The sequence below is a fragment of the Luteimonas sp. A478 genome (assembly GCF_054052025.1).
On record NZ_JBSVRF010000004.1, the window covers coordinates 113,385 to 135,595 of the forward strand.

Consider the following 22,211-nt stretch of genomic DNA (forward strand, 5'->3'; position numbering starts at 1 on the left):
GACCCTTTGAGCAACCCCGCACAAGTCATCAAGACCCGCCTTCCCGATCCCCCGCCGGCCGCCGACGCGCTGCTCCGCCAGGTTCACCTGGCCCTTGAGGAGCTGAAAGCCAAGGAGGTCACCGAGATCGACGTGCGCGGCAAGACCAGCGTGTGCGACTTCATGGTCGTCGCCTCCGGCACTTCCAGCCGCCATGTGAAATCGATTGCCGATGAAGTGGTGCGTCAGGCCAAGGTGCTTGATGTGCGGCCGCTGGGCGTCGAAGGGCAGCAGGAAGCGGAGTGGGTGCTGGTGGATCTGGGCGACGTGGTAGTGCACGTGATGTTGCCCCGGGTGCGCGAGTTCTACGCGCTGGAGCGGCTGTGGTCGGTGGGCGATGACGCCGCGCCAGAGTCTGATGGCCCCGCTGGCGACGATGCCGCGCGCTGAGCGCGGCAAATCCGGTCCGGCTGAAGGCCGGCATCCCCTGCATAGATGAAAGCGCGCCTGGTTGCCGTGGGCGACCGCGCACCCGCATGGGTGGCGGAAGGCTTTGCCGAATATCGCAAGCGGCTGTCGCACTGGCTGCCGCTGGAGCTGGTGGAAATCAGCCCCGGCATGCGCGGCAAAGGCCGTGATCCTGCCAGGGCGATCGATGACGAAGGCCAGCGCGTGCTGGCGGCATTGCCGCGGGATATCCACGTGGTGGCCCTGGACGGGCGCGGTCGCGAGTGGGATTCAGAAGCCCTTTCCGTGCGCCTGGAGCACTGGCGCGGCCAGGGACGCGACCTCGCATTCCTGATCGGCGGGCCCGAAGGCCACGCCGATCAGGTGCTGGAGCGGGCCGATGAGCGCTGGTCACTCGGACGCCTGACCCTGCCGCACATGCTGGTCAGGCTGCTGGTGGCCGAGCAGCTCTACCGCGCCGCGGCCATGCTGGCCAACCACCCCTATCACCGCGCCTGAACAGTCCGCTCAGTCGTCATCGCTGGCCGGGTCTGCGCTGTCCCCCGGTTCGCGGTCCAGGCCGCCGTCGTCCGGATCGCGAGGCTGCTTGCCGTCCGGGTTGCGGGCGTCCTCCCGGTCGCGCGGGGTGCGCTCGGGATAGCCGGACTTGTCGTCGTCGCGTCGGGCCGGGATGGTCCTGTCGTGCGGTGTGGTGCGGTGTTTTCCAGTCATGGGGCTCCGGCCGTTCAACGGCCCAGTTCGAAGACCACGTCCAGATTGACCGACAGGGTGCTTTCACCGGGTGAAACCGGAGTCGACTCGTAGCTGTCCATGGCCCGGGAGGCCATCATCTGCATCGGGGGAGGCATGAAGCCGCCGCCTTCGCTGATGCTGACGATGCGCCGCACTTTCAGGCCCAGCTCATCGGCATACAGTCCGGCGCGGGAACGGGCGGCGTCCAGTGCGGCGCGGCGGGCTTCGTTGTAGGCCTCCTCCGGCTCACCGATCTCGAATTGCGGGCCGTGGACCTGGTTGGCACCACTGGCCACCAGCACGTCCAGCACCTGGCCCAGCTTGCTGATGTCGCGCACGGTCACATTGACCGTATTGCGGGCCTCGTAGCCGCTGATCTGCGGAGTTTCGTCCTCGGTATGCCGATATCGGGGGGAAATGCTGATTCCGCTGGTGCGTATATCGCGCTCGACAATGCCGGCGTCGCGGATGGCCGTCATGACGCGGTTCATCTGCTGGGCGTTGGCCTGCATGGCGGCGCTGGAATCCGCCGCCTGCGTCACAACCCCGGTCGACAGTGTCGCCACATCGGGAACGCGCTTGCTCTCACCCTGTGCCGACACAGAGAGCAAGGTGCCGTTCTGGCTGGCTGGGGTAGCTACGGCCGGCTGCTGGGCATGCGCGCCACCAGCAACGGTGCCCACGGCAAGGGCGAGAAGGGCGGCGGGAACAAGAAAACGGGCCATCGGAAGCTCCTGAAAGAATCGGGTTAAGGATTGTCGTCGTCCAGTGAACGGCCCGTGAGCCGGAACGGGGTCGGGGCCGGCTGCGCTCCGGAGTGACGAGGCCTGGAGGGTATCCTTGTCCAGATGCTCTATCTGGCTTCCAAATCCCCCCGCCGCCGCGAACTGCTCGCCCGCCTGGGCGTGCCGTTTTCCGTGCAGGCGGTGGATATTCCGGAAGTGCGCGCCGAAGGTGAGACTCCGGAGGACTACGTGGCCCGGGTTGCGGATGAAAAGGCCGTCGCGGCCCTGGGCCAGCTTGGGCGCGATGCCGGCACATGGGTCCTGGGCTCGGATACCGAGGTTGTGCTGGATGGCGAGGTGTTCGGCAAGCCTGTCGATGCCGATGACGCGGCGCGGATGCTGGCGCGGCTGTCCGGCCGCGAACATCGGGTGCTCACCGCGGTCTCGCTGCGCGCTCCCGATCGAAGCCTCCAGGCCTTGTCGGTGACCGTGGTGGAGTTCGCGCCGCTGACTCCGGCGCAGATCGATGCGTATGTGACTGGCGGCGAGCCCATGGGCAAGGCCGGCGCGTATGCGATCCAGGGCGGGGCCGAGGCGTTCGTCGTGCGCCTGTCGGGAAGCTATTCGGGCGTGATGGGCTTGCCGCTGTACGAGACGGCCTGCCTGCTGCGCGAAGCCGGCATTGAAGGCGGGCCGGCGGTGGGAATGGATACGGAACGCGGGACGGTTCCGCAGGGGGCACAGGCATGAGCGAGGAAATCCTGGTCAACGTCACCCCGCGCGAGACCCGCGTGGCGGTAGTTGAAAACGGCATGCTGCAGGAGCTGTACATCGAGCGCGGCTGGAACCGCGGCGTGGTCGGCAACATCTACAAGGGCAAGGTGCAGCGGGTCATGCCCGGCATGCAGGCGGCGTTCGTGGACATCGGCCTTGAGCGGGCCGCGTTCCTGCACGCCAACGATGTCATGCGGCCGCTGCCCGAGCCGGCCATGGAAGCCGATGCCGCCGGACTGCCGGCGCCGGCCCCGGTGCCGCCGATCACCGAGCTGCTGCGTGACGGCCAGGACATCGTGGTGCAGGTGGTGAAGGAGCCGATCGGCGGCAAGGGCGCGCGCATCACCACCCAGATCAGCATTCCGTCGCGCTTCCTGGTGCTGCTGCCGCATTCGAGCGTGATCGGCGTTTCGGTGCGCATCGAGGATGAGCAGGAGCGGACCCGGTTGAAGACGATCGTGTCCGGCCTGTCGGCCGCGGGCAGCGGACACGGATACATCGTGCGCACCAATGCCGAGGGCCAGTCCGAGGACGCGTTGACCGAGGACACGGCCTATCTGGCCCGTGTCTGGGCGCTGGTGGAACAGCAGTCGCGGGAGACGAAGGTCGGCAGCTGCATCTACGAAGACCTGACCCTGCCCATGCGTGCGGTGCGCGACCTCATGCGCCATGACGTGGAAAAGGTGAAGGTGGACTCGCGCGAAACCTGCGACCGCCTGCGCGCGTTCGCGGCCCAGTACGTGCCCGGCCTGGCGGAGAAGATCGAGCACTACGGCGGTGAGCGCCCGGTGTTTGACCTGTACGGGGTGGAAGACGAGATTGCCCGCGCGCTGAACAAAGAGGTGCCGCTCAAATCCGGCGGTTACCTGGTGATTGACCAGACCGAGGCGATGACCACGGTGGACGTGAACACCGGCTCTTTCCTGGGCCAGCGCAATCTGGAGGAAACCGTCTACCGCACCAACCTGGAGGCGGCCCAGGCGGTGGCCCGGCAGCTGCGCCTGCGCAACCTCGGCGGGATTATCATCATCGACTTCATCGACATGGTGGAGGCCGAGCACCGGCGGCAGGTACTGCGCACGCTGGAGAAATCCCTGGCCCGCGACCATGCCAAGACCACGGTGTACGACTTCTCGCCGCTGGGCCTGGTGGAGATGACCCGCAAGCGCACTGTGGAAAGCCTGCAGCGCCAGCTCAGCGAGCCCTGCGGCGCCTGCGGCGGGCGCGGCATGCTCAAGACCGCCGAAACCGTCACCTACGAGGTGTTCCGCGAAATCACCCGCGCGGTGCGCCAGTTCGATGCCGAGCGGCTGTTGGTGATCGCATCCCCCCCCGTGGTCAACCACATCACCGAGGATGAATCAGTGGCAGTGGCGGAGCTGGAGGAATTTCTCGGCAAGTCGATCCGCTTCCAGGCCGACGACCAGTATCCGCAGGAGCAGTTCGATGTGGTGCTGCTCTGATTCCGTGAGCGGATTGGCGCGGTGAATGCCGCTGCACGCACTGGCTTGCGGATAACGCGGCGGGCGCTCTGGTATGCCCTGGCCGCGCTGCTGGTCCTCATGGCGCTGGGTGCGGTGGTGGCCAGCCGGCTGCTGCCCGCGCTGGAGCGAAATCCGCAGCGGGTGGAGGCGTGGCTGACTGATCGCACCGGGCATCCGGTGACATTTGACGGCCTGCAGGCGGAATGGACCCGGCGTGGGCCTCTGCTGCAGCTGCGTGGCCTGCAGGTGGGCCAGGGCGTAGGCGCGGTGACCATTGGCGAGGCCGAAATGCTGGTGGCCCAGTACAGCGGCCTGCTGCCGGGGCGTTCACTGACCGAACTGCGGCTGCGCAACCTTGACCTGACCCTGGAGCGTGATCCCGACGGCCGTTGGCACGCGCGCGGCCTGCCTGGCCAGGGGAATGGTGGGGATCCATTCACGGCCCTTGAGCGTCTGGGCGAACTGCAGGTGATTGATGCCAGTCTGACCGTGGACGCGCCGGACCTGGCGCTGTACGCCCGGGTCCCCCACATCGACCTGCGCCTGCGTGTCAACGGCGACCGCGTGCGTGCGGCAAGCCGGGCCTGGATATCGGCCGATGACGCCCCGCTGATAGCGACCGCGCGATTTGACCGCAACAGCGGCGATGGGCAGCTGTACGCAAGCGTGGATGGGGCCAATCTCAACGCCTGGTCGGCGCTGCTGCAGCTGGCCGGGGTCCGCCTGGAGCAGGGTCATGGCCGGATCCAGGCGTGGGCTGACCTGCACGACGCGCGCATTGAATCGGTGACGGCGCGCGCTGCGCTGGAAGACGTGGGCCTTGCCCGCACCGCTGACGACGCCGCGCCAGCGCGGATCGGATTTAACCAGCTGGACGCGGAATTCCGGTGGCGCCAGGCGAACGATGGCTGGCGGATCGATGTTCCGGAGCTGCGCCTGCGGCGCGCCGGACAGGACTGGCTGACCACGGGACTCGCGGCCCGGATCGGCAGCGATTTTGCCCTGGCGGCGAATCGGATCGAGGCGGCTCCGCTGCTGGAAATCCTTGCCCTCAGCGACAGGCCAGGCACCGGGCTGCGTGCATGGCTGGACCGGGCAGGCGCCAACGCGGTACTGACGGATGTGGAGCTGGCGGGCGTGCGCGGCGGGCCGCTGCGGGCGCGGGCGCAGATTGAAACGCTGGCATTCGATGCCGTGGGTGACGGGCCCGGGTTGGCGGGCCTTCGGGGCGAACTCGTGGCGGATTCCCAAGGCCTGGTGTTCACCCCCGACCCCGAGGCGCGGGTGCAGTTTGACTGGCCCAGCGGCTTCGGCGAGGTGCATCTGGTGTCGCTGGCCGGCGATGTGGTCGCGTGGGTCGAGGACGACGGCTGGCGGGTGCAGACCCCCGCGCTGCGCCTCGAGGGCGACGGCTACGGCGTCGATGTGCGCGGCGGACTGGCTTTCCTGGGCGACGGCCGCCGCCCGCGGATCGATCTGGCCGCACGCCTGGACGAGACCCGGATTCCGGTGGCCAAGAAGTTCTGGGTCCGCCACAAGATGTCGGAGAAGACGCTTGCATGGCTGGATGCGGCCCTCGTTGAAGGGCTGGTGCGCAACGGGCGCGCCGTGCTGTCCGGCGACCTCGATGACTGGCCTTTCGACGAAGCCCCGGGGCGCGCCGGCACCGGTCTGTTCCACGCCGAAGCAGAGCTGGTGGATGCCACCCTCGCGTTCCAGCCTGATTGGCCGGCTGCGGAACGGCTGCAGGGCCAGCTGCGCTTCATCGGCTCCGGGTTCGACTTCCACGGCACGGGCGCGATCGCCGACGTGGCGGTGGAGCAGCTTGAGGCCGGCATCCCGGAATTCGGACGCGCCGAACTGGCCATTACCGCCAGGACCGCGCCGGACACCGACGCCGGCGATGCCATCGCAATGCTGCAGCGCAGTCCACTGGCGGTCGCGGCGTTGGAAGGGCTGCAGGCCGGGGGTCCATTGCGGGCCGACTTCGCCATGCTGCTGTCTTTGCACGGCGGTGGAAGCAGGCCGCGAATCGAGGGCAGCGCTGGTCTGACCGGGGTGCAGGCCGCCATTCCGGAGTGGGGGCTTTCCTTCCATGACCTGCGCGGCGAGCTGGTGTATGACCAGCATGGCTTCCAGGCCCGATCGCTCAGCGCCCGGGTCGACGGGCATCCGGGCCGGGTGGCGTTGCGCGCCGGCACGGGGCACGTGGTGGATGCGAAGACCCTGTTTGAAGGCGAATTCAGCAGCGTCCTGGACGCGCCCGGGCTGCTGGCCCGCGCGCCGCAGTTGGACTGGCTGCGGCCGCACCTGCACGGTCGTTCAGCCTGGACGGTTGCCGTGACCGTGCCCGGAAACAACGCCGAGGCGACCGCGGCGCGGCTGACCCTGGAGTCCGATCTGGTGGGCACGACGCTGGAGCTGCCTGCGCCGCTGGCCAAATCCGCGGCCCTTGCGCTGCCGGCGCGGGTAGCCATTCCGCTGCCGTTGGGCAGTGGCGATGTGGAAGTGCAGTTCGGCCAGCGGATGTCGCTGCGCGCGCGTGCGGGCGATGGCCCACCTGCCGTAAGGGTGAGCATGGGGGGCGCAGTGGCTGGCGTACCCACTGCGGGCCTCGTGATTGAGGGCCGTACGCCCGAGCTGGCCGCGCTGGAGTGGGCCGGCCTGGTGGCCGGGGACGGCAGCGGCGAGGCGGACGGCCTGGCGTTGGCCGACGTGGATCTCCAGGTCGAGCGGCTGCAACTGGCTGGCGGCAGCTTCGGCAGTGTCCATGTCCGCGCCGGGCGCGACGATGAAGGGACGCGCCTGGACTTCAACGGTGAGGCGATTGCCGGCACGCTGACCCTGCCCGAGGGTGAAAGCACCGCGTTGGCAGGGCACTTCCAGCGACTGCACTGGCACTGGCACCGGGGCCATGGGCAAGGCGCCGCGACTGCGCCTTCCGACGTCCTGGAGGACGCCGTCGTGGCCGGAGAGGGACCGGATCCATCGCGGATCCCACCCATCCGCTTATCGGTCGAGGACCTGAGAGTGGATCAGGCACAGCTGGGAACCGCCACCCTGGTCACCAGCCGGACAGCTGGAGGCATGCGCATCGAGCAGCTGGAAACCCAGTCGCCTGTCCATCACGTGGTGGCCAGCGGCGACTGGACGGGCCGCGGCGGCGCGGCGCATACGCGGATGGAAATGCGCGTGGCCAGCGCCAATTTCGGCCAGCTGCTGGATGGGCTCGGCTACCACGGACACGTCAACGGCGCAGACGGGCGCCTGCAGCTGGCTGCGGCATGGCCTGCAAGCCCGGCCGGCTTCAAGGCTGAACTGCTGGATGGAACGCTCGGCCTGCGGCTGCGCGATGGCCAGCTGCTTGAGGTACAGCCCGGGGCGGGGCGACTGCTGGGGCTGCTCAGCATCGCTGAACTGCCACGCCGGCTGTCGCTGGATTTCCGCGATTTCTTCGCCAAGGGCTTTGCCTTCAACCGCATCGAGGGTGAAGTCCAGGTGGTGGCCGGGCAGGCGCGCAGCGAAAGCCTGGTAATGGACGGGCCTGCGGCCCGGATCCAGATCTCGGGCCAGGCCGACCTGCGTGCGCGTACCTACGATCAGACCGTTGAAGTGTTGCCCAAGTCTGGCAATGTGCTGGCCGCGGTGGGCGCGATTACCGCGGGCCCGGTGGGCGCTGCGGTCGGCGCGATGGCCAACGCCGTGTTGCGCCGGCCGCTGAGCGAACTGGGATCCACCACCTACCGCATCAGCGGTCCGTGGAGCGAGCCGGAGGTGGAGGTGGTCCGCCGCGAAGCCCCGCGCGTGGCCGAGCGTGACCGCCCGCCGCCGCAGCAATAGCCCTGGCGCTGGTACCGTGCCACTGCCAATGGTGGCCGCGCCCGCTTGGCCTTTGACCTTCCCGCCCCAATCAAGGACATCATGACCAATACCGCCGAACCGCTTGCCATCGCCCACAGCCGCCTGCTGCAGCCCGCCGGGCTCGACAGCGGGGGGCTGGAGCGCGCCTTTGGCACCCTGATGGGGCCGGGCATCGACTTTGGCGATCTCTACTTCCAGCACATCCGGCGCGAGGGCTGGGCGGTGGAGGATGGCATCGTCAAGGATGGCGCGCATGCGATCGAACAGGGCGTCGGGGTACGGGCGATCTCCGGCGAGAAGACCGGCTTTGCCTATTCCGATGAGATCGACGCGCAGGCGCTGCTGGCTGCTTCCGGATCGGCACGGGCCATCGCCCGCTCCGGTGACGCCCGCGCCCCGCATCCGCTGACCGCTGGCAGCGGCCGCCTGCTGTATCCGTCCGATGACCCCATCGATGCGCTGGACAGCCAGGTGAAGGTGGAAGCGCTGCGCCGCGTGGACCAGTTCCTGCGCGCTGCCGATCCGCGCGTGTTCCAGGTGATGGTGAACCTGAGTGGGGCCGTTGAAACCTTCCTCGTGGCACGTTCGGACGGCTTGCTGGCCGGCGATGTCCGGCCGCTGGTGCGGATGAACATCCAGGTGATCGTGGAGCAGGGCGGACGCCGCGAATCCGGCTATGCCGGTTTTGGCGGGCGCTATTCCTACGCCGAATTGCTTGGCGATGGCCGCCCTGAACATTTCGCGCGCGAGGCCCTGCGCCAGGCCCTGGTGAACCTGGAGGCCGTGGACACCCCGGCCGGAGTGATGCCGGTGGTGCTGGGCGCCGGCTGGCCGGGCGTGCTGCTGCACGAGGCCGTCGGTCACGGGCTGGAGGGTGACTTCAACCGCAAGGGCACCAGTACCTATGCCGGGCGCATCGGCCAGCGCGTGGCCGCGCCCGGCGTGACCATTGTCGATGACGGCACCCTGGCCGGTCGCCGCGGCTCGCTCAATATCGACGATGAAGGAACGCCGACCCGCTGCACCACCCTGATCGAGGATGGCGTGCTGGTGGGCTACATGCAGGACACCCACAACGCCCGTCTGATGGGGGCCGAGCCGACCGGTAACGGCCGGCGCGAGTCGTTCGCCCATCTGGTCATGCCGCGCATGACCAACACTTACATGCTGGCCGGGCGCCATACGCGCGAGGAAATGATCCGATCGGTGAAGAAGGGGCTGTACGCAGTCAACTTCGGCGGCGGCCAGGTCGATATCACCAGCGGCAAGTACGTGTTCTCGGCCACCGAGGCCTACCTGATCGAGGACGGGCGGATCACCGCCCCGGTCAAGGGTGCAACGCTGATCGGCAACGGCCCGGAAACCATGCAGCGGGTGACCATGGTCGGTGACGACTTCGCCCTGGACGACGGCGTGGGCACCTGCGGCAAGGACGGGCAGAGCGTTCCGGTCGGCGTGGGGCAGCCGTCGCTGCTGATTGACCAGCTGACGGTGGGCGGCACCCGGGCCTGACCCGGCGCGTCGGCGACGCGGGATCTACTCGCCGTCGGCGCTTTCCTCCGGCTGCTCGAGGATCCCGCGCAGCAGCCTGAACAGTTCGCGGAAGGCGCGCGGTGGTTTGTTTTTCTTGCGCTCGGCCTGCACGTTGCGCACCAGCTGGCGCAGCTGCTGGGGTTCGGCCTGCGGGTGTTCGGCGATCAATGCGGCCAGGGCTGCATCACCTTCTTCCAGCAGCCGCTCGCGCCAGGCCTCGACCCGGTGCAGCAGGGCGGTCTCCTGCCGGGACGCCTCACCGCCGGCATCCAGCGCATCGCTGATCGCGTGCAGGGTTTCGTCGTCTTCCCGTCGCATCTGCTTGGCCAGGAACTGCAGCTGGCGCTTGCGGGCGATGTGGGAGGTGATCTTCTGCGTGTCGTGGATGTGCGGCAGCAGCTGATCGGGAATGGGCAGCCGGGCCAGCCGGGCCGAGGACAGTTCCACCAGCGCTTCAGCGAGCGTGCGCACTTCCAGCGCATCACGCCGTTGCTGGCTGCGGCTGGGGCCGCGGTATTCGCCGGTTTCTTCATCGATGCCGCGCATCGGGACTCCTGGATCGTTGGAATGCTGCGACACCGGAATGGCCGGATGGGCGAGAATGGCGCCAGGCAGCGGACTTGCAAAGGATAATCGATTGACGACCCCGACCCCCGTGGCAGCGCAGACCGATGACAGCCGGGAGCGGCTGGTGCGCCTTGAGCAGCTGGCCGGGCGCCTGCTGGAAGCATGCAGGGCCGCCGGCGCCGACCAGGCCGAGGTGAGCTGCTCCGAAGAGCGTGGGCTGAGTGTGGGCGCGCGCATGGGCGAGGTGGAGACCGTTGAGGCCACCCGTGACCGCGGGATCGGAGTGACCGTGTACTTCAACCAGCGCAAAGGCAGCGCGAGCACCGCCGATCTGCGCGAGGCGAGCCTGCAGGCCACCGTGGAACAGGCCTGCGCGATCGCCCGGGTGACCGAACCGGATCCGGCATCCGGCCTCGCCGATCCCGCCCGCATGGCGACCCGGTCGCTCGACCTGGACACCTGGCATCCCTGGGGGCTGGACGCTGAGCGCGCGGTCGAACTGGCGCTGGCCTGCGAGGCAGCCGGGCGGGACGCGGATCGGCAGATCACAAATTCCGATGGCGCCTCGGTGGGCAGCGGACAGTCGCTGGGGGTCTACGCCAACAGCCACGGCTTCGTGGGCGCCGAGCGCGATACCTTGCACAGCATCTCGTGCGCGCTGATTGCAGGGCGCGGCGAAGCCATGCAGCGAGCGGGCTGGTACAGCATCGGCCTGGCCGAGTCCGACCTGGAGCCGGCGGCCGCGATTGGACGCCGCGCCGCATTGCGCACCGTCGGCAGGCTTGATCCACGGCCGCTGGCAACGGGCGAATACCCCATCCTTTTCGATGCCCCGGTGGCGCGCTCACTGATCGGCCACCTGCTGGGCGCAGTGTCCGGAGGGGCGCAGTACCGGCGTTCCAGCTTCCTGCCCGACAGCGTGGGCGAGCAGCTGTTTCCCACATGGTTTGCGCTGCATGAGCAGCCGCATCTGGTCCATGGCCTGCGTTCGGCCTGGTTCGACGGCGAGGGCGTCGCCACCCGTGACTCGGCGCTGGTGGAAGGCGGCGTGCTGCAGCGCTACGTGCTGGGCAGCTACTCCGCGCGCCGGCTGGGCCTGGAAACGACCGGCAACGCGGGCGGCGTGCGCAACCTCCAGGTTGCTGCAAACGCCGGCGGGCAGGACGAGCTGCTGCGCACGATGGGCCGCGGGGTACTGGTGACCGAGCTGATGGGCCAGGGCGTGAATCCGATCACCGGCGATTACTCCCGGGGTGCCGCCGGGTTCCTGGTGGAAAACGGTGAAATCGTGCATCCGGTGGACGGCATCACCATCGCCGGCAACCTGAAGGACATGTTCCGCAATATCGAGGCGGTGGGCAGCGATGTCGACCCGCGTTCGCACACGCGCACCGGCTCGATCCTCATGGGCCCGATGACCGTGGCCGGAAGCCAATAACGCTATGCTTGCGGTCGCCGGGGCCATCCGGGCCTGGAAGGAGGGGACATGACTGAACCAAATCAGGGCGCCACGCCGCCACCGCAGCCAGCACCGCCGCCGCCGCCGGCTTCCGAGCCACCGCTGCATCCCAGTGGCATCAGTGCCGAGGAGCGGCAGTGGGCGATGTTCGCGCACCTGTCGGCCCTGCTGGGAGGGCTGGTCACCGCGGGCTGGGGCGCCAGCATCGGCTGCTTCCTGGGCCCGTTGATCATCTGGCTGGTGAAGAAGGAAACCATGCCGTTTGTGGCCGACCAGGCCAAAGAGGCGCTGAACTTCAACATCACCCTGGCCGGGATCATGCTGGTCCTGTTCCTGTTCGGCCTGTTGACCCTGGGGCTCGGATTCCTGCTCGCGCTGCCGCTGATGTTCATCATTGGCATCACCGGGCTGGTGTTCATCATCATCGCCGCGATCAAGTCCAACGACGGTGTGCTGTACCGCTATCCGTTCGCAATCCGGCTGATCAAGTGATTCCGGCGGGCGGCGTGCGCCATGCGCGCCGCCCCGCCGTCCTGCTTCAACGGCTCCGTTCCCCAACCCTGTCCAGACGGTCCATGCGCTCGTCCAGCGGCGGGTGGGTGCGGTAAAGCTGGGCCAGGCGGGCGGGACGTTCGCCGAACGAAGCCATCTTCTGCAGCACCGAATAGAACGCCAGCGGATCGAAGCCGGCGCGCTCCAGGTAGATGCCGGCAGCATGGTCGGCACGATATTCGGCCTCCCGGTCCAGTCCGGTCAGCAGCACCGCCGCGCCGTGCTGGTCCACATAGTCGCGGGCATAGGCCGCCGCGCCGGGCACCTTTACCTGTGACAGCAGGGCGTCCTTGCCGGCCTGGCGCACCTGCTGTTTGCGGATGACTTCGAAGTGATCGCGCTGCACCACGTGGCCGAGCTCGTGCGCGATCACTGCGGCCAGCTCGGCGTCGTCGGCGAGCAGCTCATACAGGCCGCGGGTCAGCATGATGTAACCGCCAGGTGCGGCAAACGCGTTGATTTCGCCGTCATCAATCACGGCAAAGCTCCACGGCAGGTCCGGGCGCGAGGTCTGCGATGCCAGCCAGCGGCCGACGAGATTAACCCGGCGCTGCGCGGCGTCATCTTCCCAGAAGGGCGCTACGCCAAGCACGCGCCCGGTCACCGCCGGACCCAGTGCGCGCTCTTCTTCCGCAATCTCCTGGTCGGACTTGCCCATGGCCCGGTCGGCAACGCGGGTGGCCTGGTTGGCCAGCATGCCGCCCCCCACCCGTGACAGCAGGCCGCGCGCGCTGGACAGGGCGCCGCGCTTGTCCGCCTGGGTGGCCTGGACGCCAGAGGTGTCGAGCTCTGAAGCCTCCGCCGGCCAGCGCACCGTGCGGGCCTGCCAGCCCTGCGCCAGCGCATGGGCCGCCGCGCTGGCGGCGTCCACGCGATAGGACTCCATCCGCGAGAGGCTGGCTTCGTCGTGGCGACCGGCGGCCAGGTCGCTGGCGTCAATGCCGCGCACGGTCGCGGTTTCGGTGACCCGCCCGCGACCGGCATTGCCCTGCAAAAGGGCGCCGCGGGCGGCATCGGGGGTTTCCGCGCCGGCGTAGGCCATGCGCACCTCGTTGACCCGCACATAGCCGCTGCGTCCGTCCTCCAACATCAGCGCGTACCAGAGGCCTTGCTGGTCGCTGATCCGGACCTGGGTGTCCCGGCTGAGCGTGGTGATCGCCGGCGCCGAGAAATCCGGCGCCTGGCGGACTTCAACCGAGCGCTTGTGGACTACCGCGGGCATGCCGGCTGCCAGCGCTGCGCTGGTCATGAGGGCGCTGGCCAACAGGGCCAGGCTCAGGTTGCGGAAGCTGCTGCGCATGGAACGATCTCCTCGGGTGGATCCAACAGAAAGGGCAAAGGGTTATTGGCTGACAGCGGGCGCTGCGGCAGGCGCTCCAGGTCCTGGCCGAGCAGGGCGCGCAGGCGCAGTCGAAAGACGCTGTGGTCATCGACCTCGCCAGCATTCAGGCAGGTGCTGGTTGAGCACACCATCACCCGTCCACTGCCTTCCAGGCGCTCGCTGTCAGTGTTGAGGGCGGCGTACAGCGCATCCAGGTCGTGTCCGGCCCGCGCGTTCACTGCGGCATGTGTGCTGCCGGTCCAAGTCAGCAATACGAGGTCATCGAGGATCGGCTGCATCCAGTGCTTGCGCTCGATCACGCCTTCGATCATCACAATGTCCGGGCTGGTGTAGACCAGCTTGCGCAGCACCCGGCGGTACTCCCGGCGTCTGCGTTTCACCTGCTGTGCGGACAGGCTTGGGTCGGGTTCGAAACGCAGCCGCACCAGCAGCAGCCAGGGCCGGGCGATGGGATCGTATCCAGGCCGATAGTCCGAGTTGCCCTCGGCGCGTCCGCGCTGGACCGCCGAGTATCCCCGGCACAGGCCGAAGCAGAGTGCGCCGTAGCCGAGGCTGGCAAAGATGTCGATGAACCAGCCGAAGAAGGTGAGCCCTGTGAAGGCGATCGCAAGCAGCGTCAGGTTGAGGGCCACGAACACCGGCTCCACGTCGGTATGCGGCTCGCCGCGCCAGAACACCAGGCACGACAGCAGTACCAGCAGGCTGGCCAGCGCGTACTTCAGCCAGCCCGGGGGCATGCGAATCCAACTGTCCGTGGCCAGCGCCTCGACGGCTTCGGCCAGGATCGCCACGCCCGGCATGGCCATGTCCACCGGGGTGGGTTTGGCATCGTTGATGCCCGCCGCGGTGTGGCCCACGACCACCAAGGTATCCTGCAGGGTCGGCAGCGCTTGGCCGCACACCGGCATGCCTTCGATCAGGTCGGCGGCGCTGGCAAACGGCAGCCCACTGCGCTCGCGCCAATTGATCCGCAGTTCTCCCCCACGTGCAGCCACCGCCGCGTCGACATCGGCGCCGCCCGCCTGCGCCAGCCGCAGCGCCAGGGAGGGCAGGGCCCATCCCCCCGCGGCTTCGTAGAGACGCACGTCGCGCAACATTCCATCGCGGCCGCGATGGATGTTCACCAAGCCCGAGTGGCGGGCCATGGCCTCGCCATAGGGCTGGATCATGGCCACGGCCGGTCCGGGCGCCGGAGCATTCGCATTCAGCCGGAACGCCCCGGGCACCCGGCTTGCCCGCAGCGGTGAGGCCGCGTCGAAGTCCGGATGCAGCCGCGTGGCGGCGAAGATGAAGCGCCCGTTGCCACCCTCGGCCACGGCATCCAGCAGCGTGTCGCCGGCGGGATCATGCGCCGCGTGGTCGGCAAAGAGGATGTCGATGCCGGCTGCGCGCACGCCCGCCCGGTCCAGCGCATCCAGCAGGTCGGCGTGGCGCTCACGACTCCAGGGCCAGCCGCCTTCGCCGCGTGCGCGGTAGTAATCGATCGAGCAGTCGTCGATCTCCACCACCACGGTGCGTCCGCTGGGAACGGGTTCAACCAGCCGCCAGCTGATGACCCGATCGAACACCGCGTCTTCGGCCTCGGCCAGCGACTGGCCGTGCTGCCAGTCCCAGGCCAGTGCGCCCACCATCACCAAGGCAAGCAGCGGATAGAAACCGAAGCCCAGCCGCTGAGTGATCCACGCCAGTGGCCGCCGATAGGCGCGCTCCACCACCGCCCAGGCATCGATGAAGCGCACGCTGGCTGCGGCCATGGCCGAATCCACGGCCCCCGCCAGTCGGCCCCCGATCTTTCCCGCCACTGCTTTCCCTGTGTTGTCCGCCTATCCCCTCCATACACGCCAAACGGAGACGTCGACGGACAGGGTCAGTGGGAGCGGTGGATCGCCAGCTCTGCCAGAGCGCGCAGTGCAGCGGCGCGCAAGTCCAACGACGGTGTGCTTTACCGCTATCCGTTCGCTGTGCGGCTGATCAAGTGATGTGGCCGGCTGACGGGACATCCTCATGCAGGGAGCGATGCCACGGGGGCAGCTGGCCGGTTCGCCGCGCGGTTCCCGTGAAAGCAGGAAACACATGCCGCGGACGAGGGGATGAACAGCCACATGAACGGCCAGCGGGACGCCGAGGCCCGCGTTAGGGCGGAAGCCGAATTCCACGATTCCCGGATCCAGGGCGAGGACGAAGGCCGGCGTGGTCTCGGGTACGTCTACGCTTCTGTTGCGGACGTCTATGCGTTCGGCTCGGTCCCTGCGGATTTCCTCGACGGCACCGTCCTGGAGATCGGGTGTTTCCGAGGCGATCATGCGTCCGCGCTCCGCAGGTTTCGCGGCCGCTACGTGGGCATCGACATCAGCCCAGCCGCCATTGACCACTGCAGGGCGCTCGGCTTGCCGCCCGCGTTCGAATTCCGCGTCGATGATGCGAACGTGCTCGGCAGTATGGCCGACGGCGAGGTGGACTTCGCGTTCGGCCACGGCGTTCTGCATCATCTGGACCTGCCGCGTTTTGCCCCGGCACTGGCCAGGAAGCTCTCGGCGCGGGGGGTCGGGCGATTCATCGAGCCGGCGCAGGGCAACGTGCTGGTGCGCGCCTTCCGCAGGTTGACGCCGCAGTTGCGCACGCCCGACGAATACCCCTTTGACCACGCGGCCATCGAACTGCTGCGGCGCCATTTCGAGGTGCAAATCGGTTACCAGGCCCTGATGCGCCCGTATGCGCCCATGCTGTTCTTCAACAGCAGGCCTGTCATCCGTGCCTCGCGCTGGGTTGATGACCGCCTGCTGCGCCACCGCTTCTTCCAGGACCAGGCGTGGCTGCTGCAGATCGAGCTGCGCCCGCGCCGGGATGCGGTTGCGGTGTAACCGGTCAAGCAGTGCCGGTGAAGGACCGCTTGCTGGAGGTGGAAGCGGGTCCCGGTCCCACGGCGTCCCTGGGTCCGATCAGTGGGAGCGGTGGATTGCCAGCTCCGCAAGAGCGCGCAGCGGGGCGGCGCGTGGCCCCAGCGGATCCAGCGCGCACGACATGGTGTCGGCCAATTCAACCAGCCGGGAACGCGAGGCCTCGACGCCGATCAGGGCCGGGAACGTAGCCTTGTCCTGTGCCGCGTCCTTGCCGGCGGTCTTGCCCAGGGTTTCGCTTTCACCTTCCACGTCGAGCAGGTCGTCGCGGATCTGGAAGGCCAGTCCGAGCGTATCGGCGAATACGTCGAGCTGTTTGCGCTGGTCATCGTCGGCCCCGGCGGCGAGCGCTCCCATGCGGACGGCGGCGCGGATCAGTGCGCCGGTCTTGAGCGCGTGCAGCCGTTCGAGATCCTCCAGGCTGGCCTCGGCGCCCTTGCCGGTGGCCGCGAGGTCCAGGGCCTGGCCTCCGCACATGCCTATGGCGCCGGAGGCCACCGCCAGTTCGCGCAGCATGGCCACGCGCCGGTCGCCGGTGACAGGCGTGTCGGCCAGCACCTGGAAGGCGAGCGATTGCAGGGCGTCGCCCACCAGGATGGCGGTTGCTTCATTGAAAGCCACGTGCACCGTGGGCTGGCCGCGGCGCAGGTCATCGTTGTCCATTGCCGGCAGGTCGTCGTGGACCAGCGAATAGGCGTGGATCAGCTCGATCGCCGTGGCCGGACCGTCCAGCACGTCGGGATCCGCTCCGCAGGCATGGCCACTAGCGTGGGCCAGCAGCGGCCGCATGCGCTTGCCGCCCAGCAGCACGGCGTGGCGCATGCCGGCAGTCAGGCGCGACTCCGACCCGGTGACCAGATCCAGTGCGCGTTCCAGCGCGGCGTCGATCCGCGTGCGCCAGACATCCAGCTGCAGCGCGGAATCAGCGCCCGGGGTGTCAGCCATCGTCGGACGTTCCGGGGAACGGCACCGCGTCTTCAGGCCTGTCCGGATCGCTGAGCAGTTTTACCCGCAGCTCCGCCTGTTCCAGCGCCTGCTGGCAGCGCCGGTACAGGCCGACGCCGCGCTCATAAGCTTCGAGCGACTTTTCGAGGCTCAGTTCGCCCCGTTCCATGGTGTCGACGAGAGATTCGAGCTGTTCGAGGGATTTCTCGAAATCAGCGACGGGAGAGGGTTCGTTGGCGGGATCTTTTGGCATGCGGGAAGTTTAAGCGATCGTGTTGGGATAGGGCGCGGGTGAAGCCTTGGGCTGATACGGCGCGGGGCGCCGGGGCCCGTCAGGTCGCGCCGAATCGCATCGAAGCCGGTATCCAGCGTTTCGACTGGAAGAAAAGCCACAAAAAAGCCCCCTTGCGGGGGCCTTTCGAAACTGGCGGAGAGGGGGGCGGCGGGAATCGAACTTCTGGCCGTGTCATGCCGGCTCACAAGTTCCACAAGCGTTTGATTCACAAATAAAGCTTGCTTCCCGTCGTGTCATGTCATAGCATCTTTGCGCGGCCCAAGCGTTGGGCCAGATGAGGGGGCTATGGCGAAGGTGGCGAAGGAACTGACCCAGAAGGCGCTGGTGGCGGCGGTCCGCACCGCCATCGCGTCCGGGGTCAAGAAGATGATCGCCGTGGGAGGCGTCCCCGGCTTGTATGTGCAGGTCCGCCCGTCGCGCCAGTCGTGGCTGCTGCGATACACCGCAGGCGTAACCGAGGATGGCAAGCCCTGGAGGCGTGATCTGGGGTTGGGCGCATGGCCGGAGGTCGGTCTGGCGGAAGCCCGCGAGAGCGCCAGAGAGGCCCGCCGCCTCCTACGTGATGGCATCGACCCTATCGAGCACCGGGCAGCGCAGGAACCGCGCCAGAGGCCCGCCCGGGGGTTTACGTTTGATGAAGCCGCCAAGCGTCTGATTGCCGCCAAAGCTCCTGAGTGGAAAAACCCCAAGCACCGGGAGCAGTGGCGCAACACCCTGCAGACGTACGCCAGCCCGATCATCGGCGTGATGCCGGTAGATCAGATCGAGGTCCGCCACGTCGAGGCCGTGCTGTCCCCCATCTGGCACACCAAAACAGAGACCGCCAGCCGTGTGCGGATGCGTATGGAGTCTGTGCTGGATTGGGCGACGGTTGCAGGCCATCGCACGGGCGACAACCCGGCCCGTTGGGGTGGGAACTTGGAGCACCTGCTGGCGAGTCCCAACAAGGTTAAGCGCAAGGCCTCCCAGCCCGCGCTGCTCTATACCGAAATGTTCCGGTTTCTGCAGGCGCTGCGCCAGATGACCGGCGCGGCGCGTGCGCTGGAGTTCCTGATTCTGACTGCGACCCGTAGCGGCGAGGTGCGCGGGGCGACATGGCCCGAGATTGACTTGGCAGCGGCGCTGTGGACGATCCCGGCGGAGCGCATGAAGGCTGACCGGGAGCACGTAGTCCCGCTGCCTGCGCGTGCTGTGGAGCTTCTGGAGGGGATTCCACGGATGGCCGCATCGCACCTTGTCTTTCCCGGTCACGGCGGCACCGAGCTATCAGATTCAACGCTGGCAGCCACCATCCGGCGTATGCACGCGGCGGACGTAGCGGCAGGCAGGCAGGGGTTCATGGACCCCAAGCAGCGCGATGGCAAGGGCAGGCCCCGTGTAGCCGTACCGCATGGCTTCCGGTCCACGTTCCGCGATTGGGCGGCTGAGTGCACCAACCATCCCCGCGATGTGGCCGAGATGGCCCTGGCGCACACCATCGGAGACAAGACAGAGGCAGCCTATCGGCGCGGCGACATGCTCGCGAAACGTGCCCGGATGATGGCCGACTGGGCCGCCTATATCGACACGCCGCCTGCTACGGGCAACGTGACCCCCATCCGGCGAAAGGCCGGTTAAGCGGCGGAACCGGGCGACTCTACCGCCCGGCCCGCCTTCCACAACCGTTCCCCATAGGAGAACGATCATGGCAATTGAAAGTGTAACCACCAGCACGGCTGCGCAGACCGAAATCTATGACCAAATCAACGAGCTGACGCTAAAAGCGATCGGAATCATGCAGGTGATCCGAGCCGCCAGCCTGGAGGATCTGCCCGACGATGCGATCCATTACGCCAGCTGGGCAGCGGAGGGACTGCTCTACGAGGTCCGCGGATTGTTGGACCAGTAATGACCGCCAAACGGCCAACGAAGAAAGCCCCTGCCAAGGCGGGGGCTGATGAGCCACACAAGGCGCTGCCCGAGCATGTGCTGGCTGACGCCACGCCTGGCAACAGGAAGGCCGTGGCTCTCGCCTACGGGCACGCTGCGGCTTGGCTCAAGGCGGGCACGCTCCCGCCACCGGAACTGACGGCATGGCTCACCGATCGCCTAGACGGGCTGGTCAGTGTGCTGCGGGATGATCGCGAGAAGAAGCGAGCGGACGCGATCAACGCGGCGGTATGGGGATCCCAGCGAGGGAAGCGTGGAAGAAAGCCCAGAGCCCAGATGGACGATGCCCACCGCGAGTTCCTGGCGTGGGATTGCTACTACGAGCGGAGGATGACGGGTGACCCGTGGGAGGTGATCTTCGAGCGTGTTGCGGATCGGTGTTCAACATCGCGGATATTCACCACGCCCACGCAAGTTGAGGCCGCTTGGAAAGACCGTAAGGACGTGGCCCCGGAAATTCCGGAAATGGATTCCTAGTCGCTAGGTTTCTGATGCATAAAGTAAGTGTCACCCCATCGCATGAGGTGACACCGTGGCAACTAAAGTTCAGTTCGACAATCTCCCCGCTAGCGCCCTACTGCGCGAGCGCGAGTTGCTCCCCATCATTCCGTTTTCCAGCCCGACGCTGTGGCGCAGGGTGAAGACCGGCGACTTCCCGCAACCGATCCGCCTCGAAGGCCGCATGACGTGCTGGCGCTGGGGTGAGGTGCGCCAGTGGCTGGAAGCGCAGGGCCAGCCGGAGAAGGCGGCATGACCGGCCCCGAGATCGAAGCCCTGCGCTGTCTGGCTGCCCTCACGCCCGATTGCCGGGACGTCTATCAGGCCCACCTGACCAAGCAGCTTCCCGATTTGGGCGAGTGCATTGCCACGCGGATGACCGAGCTTGCACGGGATCCGACGCCTGAGAAATGCGATGCCGCTCTGCAAACCCTGAGCGGTGTCATGACGCACATCCGGCAGATCAAGGCGCTGGAGGTGACCGAATGAGGCCGCCAAACGAGAGCGCCCCGACCGGGCAGGGTCGAGGCGCTGGGGCACAGACCAATGGGCACGGGCTGTCAGTCAATCATGCCCGCATTATCGAGCGGCTGCAATTCCGTTTGTCGGCCAACGCCTGCGCAATCGATGCGCTGAGTCCGGACTTGGATTACGCAATGCGGTGCGCGTGGCTGATGTCCTGCGACATGCCGTTGCCCGCCGATGCCCCACAACGCCTGCACCGGCTCGCCCTGCGGCTGTTTGACGCCCGCAGCGTCCTGGAGGCGCCCCTGCCGCCGGAGGCCCGCCAATGACAGGGCCGCGCTTCCCTGATTACGTTCCCATTCCCGGCGAGGGGCTGCTTGAGTCGGATGAGTACCGCGCCATCGTGCTGGGGATAAAGCCGGAGACAGAGGAACCCGATCGCCTGCTAGTCGAGGTCGATATTGCCGACGCCATGCACGCCCGCGTGCCGGTGCCCGAGTTCGTGGTGGAGCCATTGATCCCGCGAGGAACCGCCACGCTGTTGGGGGCACATGGCGGCGCAGGTAAGTCGACCCTGGCGCTGACCTGGTGCGCACATGTTGCAGCCGGGATCCGTTGGGGCGGGCTGCACGTCGAGCATGGGAACGCCCTGTTTGTCTCGCTGGAAGATCCCGGCCCTGTCGTGCTGTACCGCCTACAGAAGATCGTTCGCGAGTACGGCATCGATTGGGTCGAGCTGACCGGCAGGCTGCGGGTGCTGGATGGGACGGACGTTGACGCCGCCCTGATGACCGAGATCAACGACCACGGCAACCGGATACTGGCTGCCACCCCGATCATGGCCGAAGTCGAACAGGCCGCTGAAGGTGCGCAGCTGATCGTCGTGGACAACGCATCGGACGGTTTCGACGCCAATGAAAACGACCGCAGGCAGGTCCGTCAGTTCGTCCGCAGGCTCGCACAGATTGCCAAGGCCAACGGCGCCGGCCTGGTGCTGCTGGCCCACGTGGATAAAGCCGCCGCCAAATTTGGCAGTCGGGGCAATACCTATTCCGGCTCCACTGCCTGGCACAACAGCGCCCGGTCCCGGCTGGCGTTGACCGAGGAAGAGGACAGCGGGTTGATCGTGCTGGGTCAGGAGAAGTTGAACGTGGGCAGGCGTGCCGCTCCGATCTATCTAGCCTGGTCGAATGATGGTGTGCTGGTCCCGGTCGACGTGAACCCCGAGGCGCAGGAGCAGGCCGCACAGCTGCAGGCAGACGCAGACGCCGATGCCATCCTCACCATCCTGCAGGTGGCGTTCACTGCGGAACAGACGGTCCCGACGGCAGAGTCAGGCCCGTACACGGCATGGCACTCCCTGCAGAAGCTTCCCGAGCTGCAGGAGGTCTACCGCGACAAGCCGGGACGCAAGCGCCTGGAGGCCGCGCTGGTGGCGTTGGAGAGGCGCAAGCGGATCAAGCGGGAGGCATACAGGAAGCCCAACCGACACCCCGGCGAACGCTGGGCACTGGCGCAGATGGTGCGTCAGGAGGCGGCTTAAAAGTGCGTCGGTTATATACCCCCATACCCCCACTGGCACTGACGCGCTCCACTGGCGCGCGCGTCAATGCCTGCCTTGGACGACTGGCGCAGCACTGGCGCACGACTGGCGCACTGACGCAGGCCCGGGGGCTATCGGTAAGTTCGAGCACCTCGAAAATCGA

23 protein-coding genes are annotated in these 22,211 nt (G+C 67.6%); 16 read left to right on the plus strand and 7 right to left on the minus strand.

The genetic code is table 11. The features are described from left to right. Positions 1-6 precede the first annotated feature (6 nt). Both rsfS and rlmH read left to right on the plus strand, forming a co-directional pair. A complete protein-coding gene (gene rsfS / locus ACW7G3_RS09490) occupies positions 7-429 on the plus strand; it encodes a ribosome silencing factor (protein ID WP_456974676.1) in 423 nt (140 codons plus the stop codon). 45 nt (positions 430-474) lie between these two features. Continuing rightward, positions 475-945, plus strand: coding sequence for a 23S rRNA (pseudouridine(1915)-N(3))-methyltransferase RlmH (rlmH, locus tag ACW7G3_RS09495; protein WP_456974678.1), 471 nt, complete (start codon positions 475-477; stop codon positions 943-945). Positions 946-954: 9 nt separating this feature from the next. On the opposite strand, the gene ACW7G3_RS09500 is transcribed toward rlmH, so the two are convergent. After that, positions 955-1,158 carry a hypothetical protein gene (locus ACW7G3_RS09500; protein WP_456974680.1) on the minus strand — a complete coding sequence of 68 codons (204 nt, stop codon included), beginning with the start codon at positions 1,156-1,158 and terminating at the stop codon, positions 955-957. A gap of 14 nt (positions 1,159-1,172) precedes the next feature. Next, a complete protein-coding gene (locus ACW7G3_RS09505) occupies positions 1,173-1,904 on the minus strand; it encodes an SIMPL domain-containing protein (RefSeq protein ID WP_456974682.1) in 732 nt (243 codons plus the stop codon). Positions 1,905-2,027: 123 nt separating this feature from the next. Between ACW7G3_RS09505 and ACW7G3_RS09510 the strand changes: the two genes are divergently transcribed. The 4 genes from ACW7G3_RS09510 to tldD all read left to right on the plus strand — a co-directional run bounded on the left by ACW7G3_RS09510 (position 2,028) and on the right by tldD (position 9,535). Next, the gene (locus tag ACW7G3_RS09510; RefSeq protein WP_456974684.1) at positions 2,028-2,654 is read left to right on the plus strand and encodes a Maf family protein; all 627 of its coding nucleotides are present in this window, start codon (positions 2,028-2,030) and stop codon (positions 2,652-2,654) included. Then, a complete protein-coding gene (rng, locus tag ACW7G3_RS09515) occupies positions 2,651-4,141 on the plus strand; it encodes a ribonuclease G (protein WP_456974686.1) in 1,491 nt (496 codons plus the stop codon). Before ACW7G3_RS09510 ends, rng begins: the two co-directional genes overlap by 4 nt. Before the next feature lie 45 nt (positions 4,142-4,186). Next, positions 4,187-8,002 carry a YhdP family protein gene (locus ACW7G3_RS09520; RefSeq protein WP_456982530.1) on the plus strand — a complete coding sequence of 1,272 codons (3,816 nt, stop codon included), beginning with the start codon at positions 4,187-4,189 and terminating at the stop codon, positions 8,000-8,002. A gap of 81 nt (positions 8,003-8,083) precedes the next feature. Beyond that, a complete protein-coding gene (gene tldD / locus ACW7G3_RS09525) occupies positions 8,084-9,535 on the plus strand; it encodes a metalloprotease TldD (RefSeq protein ID WP_456974690.1) in 1,452 nt (483 codons plus the stop codon). Positions 9,536-9,559: 24 nt separating this feature from the next. Here tldD and yjgA read toward each other — a convergent pair whose 3' ends face one another. Then, a complete protein-coding gene (gene yjgA, locus ACW7G3_RS09530) occupies positions 9,560-10,102 on the minus strand; it encodes a ribosome biogenesis factor YjgA (protein ID WP_456974692.1) in 543 nt (180 codons plus the stop codon). 55 nt (positions 10,103-10,157) lie between these two features. Here yjgA and pmbA point away from each other — a divergent pair, with 55 nt between their 5' ends. Next, complete coding sequence (gene pmbA / locus ACW7G3_RS09535; protein ID WP_456982531.1) at positions 10,158-11,561, plus strand: metalloprotease PmbA; 1,404 nt, start codon at positions 10,158-10,160, stop codon at positions 11,559-11,561. Between the two features lie 48 nt (positions 11,562-11,609). Continuing rightward, on the plus strand, positions 11,610-12,074 hold the full coding sequence (locus ACW7G3_RS09540; protein ID WP_456982532.1) for a DUF4870 domain-containing protein: 465 nt from the start codon (positions 11,610-11,612) through the stop codon (positions 12,072-12,074). Positions 12,075-12,120: 46 nt separating this feature from the next. Here the strand turns inward: ACW7G3_RS09540 and ACW7G3_RS09545 are convergent, their stop codons facing one another. Beyond that, a complete protein-coding gene (locus ACW7G3_RS09545; protein WP_456982533.1) occupies positions 12,121-13,434 on the minus strand; it encodes a M48 family metalloprotease in 1,314 nt (437 codons plus the stop codon). After that, on the minus strand, positions 13,410-15,230 hold the full coding sequence (locus tag ACW7G3_RS09550; RefSeq protein ID WP_456982535.1) for a CHASE2 domain-containing protein: 1,821 nt from the start codon (positions 15,228-15,230) through the stop codon (positions 13,410-13,412). Before ACW7G3_RS09550 ends, ACW7G3_RS09545 begins: the two co-directional genes overlap by 25 nt. Before the next feature lie 336 nt (positions 15,231-15,566). On the opposite strand from ACW7G3_RS09550, the gene ACW7G3_RS09555 reads away from it, so the two are divergent. Continuing rightward, the gene (locus ACW7G3_RS09555; protein WP_456982537.1) at positions 15,567-16,337 is read left to right on the plus strand and encodes a class I SAM-dependent methyltransferase; all 771 of its coding nucleotides are present in this window, start codon (positions 15,567-15,569) and stop codon (positions 16,335-16,337) included. A 78-nt stretch (positions 16,338-16,415) separates the two neighbouring features. Here ACW7G3_RS09555 and ACW7G3_RS09560 read toward each other — a convergent pair whose 3' ends face one another. Next, positions 16,416-17,318 (minus strand): polyprenyl synthetase family protein, encoded by a 903-nt coding sequence (locus tag ACW7G3_RS09560; protein ID WP_456982539.1) that lies wholly within the window; start codon positions 17,316-17,318, stop codon positions 16,416-16,418. Next, the gene (locus tag ACW7G3_RS09565; RefSeq protein ID WP_456982540.1) at positions 17,311-17,571 is read right to left on the minus strand and encodes an exodeoxyribonuclease VII small subunit; all 261 of its coding nucleotides are present in this window, start codon (positions 17,569-17,571) and stop codon (positions 17,311-17,313) included. Before ACW7G3_RS09565 ends, ACW7G3_RS09560 begins: the two co-directional genes overlap by 8 nt. A 327-nt stretch (positions 17,572-17,898) precedes the next feature. Here ACW7G3_RS09565 and ACW7G3_RS09570 point away from each other — a divergent pair, with 327 nt between their 5' ends. From ACW7G3_RS09570 to ACW7G3_RS09600, 7 genes are all read left to right on the plus strand, one after another. Beyond that, complete coding sequence (locus tag ACW7G3_RS09570; protein ID WP_456982541.1) at positions 17,899-19,230, plus strand: tyrosine-type recombinase/integrase; 1,332 nt, start codon at positions 17,899-17,901, stop codon at positions 19,228-19,230. A 67-nt stretch (positions 19,231-19,297) separates the two neighbouring features. Further along, entirely contained in the window at positions 19,298-19,501 is a 204-nt protein-coding gene (locus ACW7G3_RS09575; protein WP_456982542.1) for a hypothetical protein, read from the plus strand. Then, on the plus strand, positions 19,501-20,019 hold the full coding sequence (locus tag ACW7G3_RS09580; protein WP_456982544.1) for a hypothetical protein: 519 nt from the start codon (positions 19,501-19,503) through the stop codon (positions 20,017-20,019). The genes ACW7G3_RS09575 and ACW7G3_RS09580 overlap by 1 nt, the downstream gene beginning before the upstream one ends. Positions 20,020-20,074: 55 nt before the next feature. After that, on the plus strand, positions 20,075-20,296 hold the full coding sequence (locus ACW7G3_RS09585) for a helix-turn-helix transcriptional regulator (protein ID WP_456982545.1): 222 nt from the start codon (positions 20,075-20,077) through the stop codon (positions 20,294-20,296). Next, positions 20,293-20,529 (plus strand): hypothetical protein, encoded by a 237-nt coding sequence (locus tag ACW7G3_RS09590; protein WP_456982547.1) that lies wholly within the window; start codon positions 20,293-20,295, stop codon positions 20,527-20,529. The genes ACW7G3_RS09585 and ACW7G3_RS09590 overlap by 4 nt, the downstream gene beginning before the upstream one ends. A 113-nt stretch (positions 20,530-20,642) precedes the next feature. Then, a complete protein-coding gene (locus ACW7G3_RS09595) occupies positions 20,643-20,834 on the plus strand; it encodes a hypothetical protein (RefSeq protein WP_456982549.1) in 192 nt (63 codons plus the stop codon). Continuing rightward, positions 20,831-22,048, plus strand: coding sequence for an AAA family ATPase (locus ACW7G3_RS09600; protein WP_456982550.1), 1,218 nt, complete (start codon positions 20,831-20,833; stop codon positions 22,046-22,048). Before ACW7G3_RS09595 ends, ACW7G3_RS09600 begins: the two co-directional genes overlap by 4 nt. Positions 22,049-22,211: the final 163 nt, after the last annotated feature.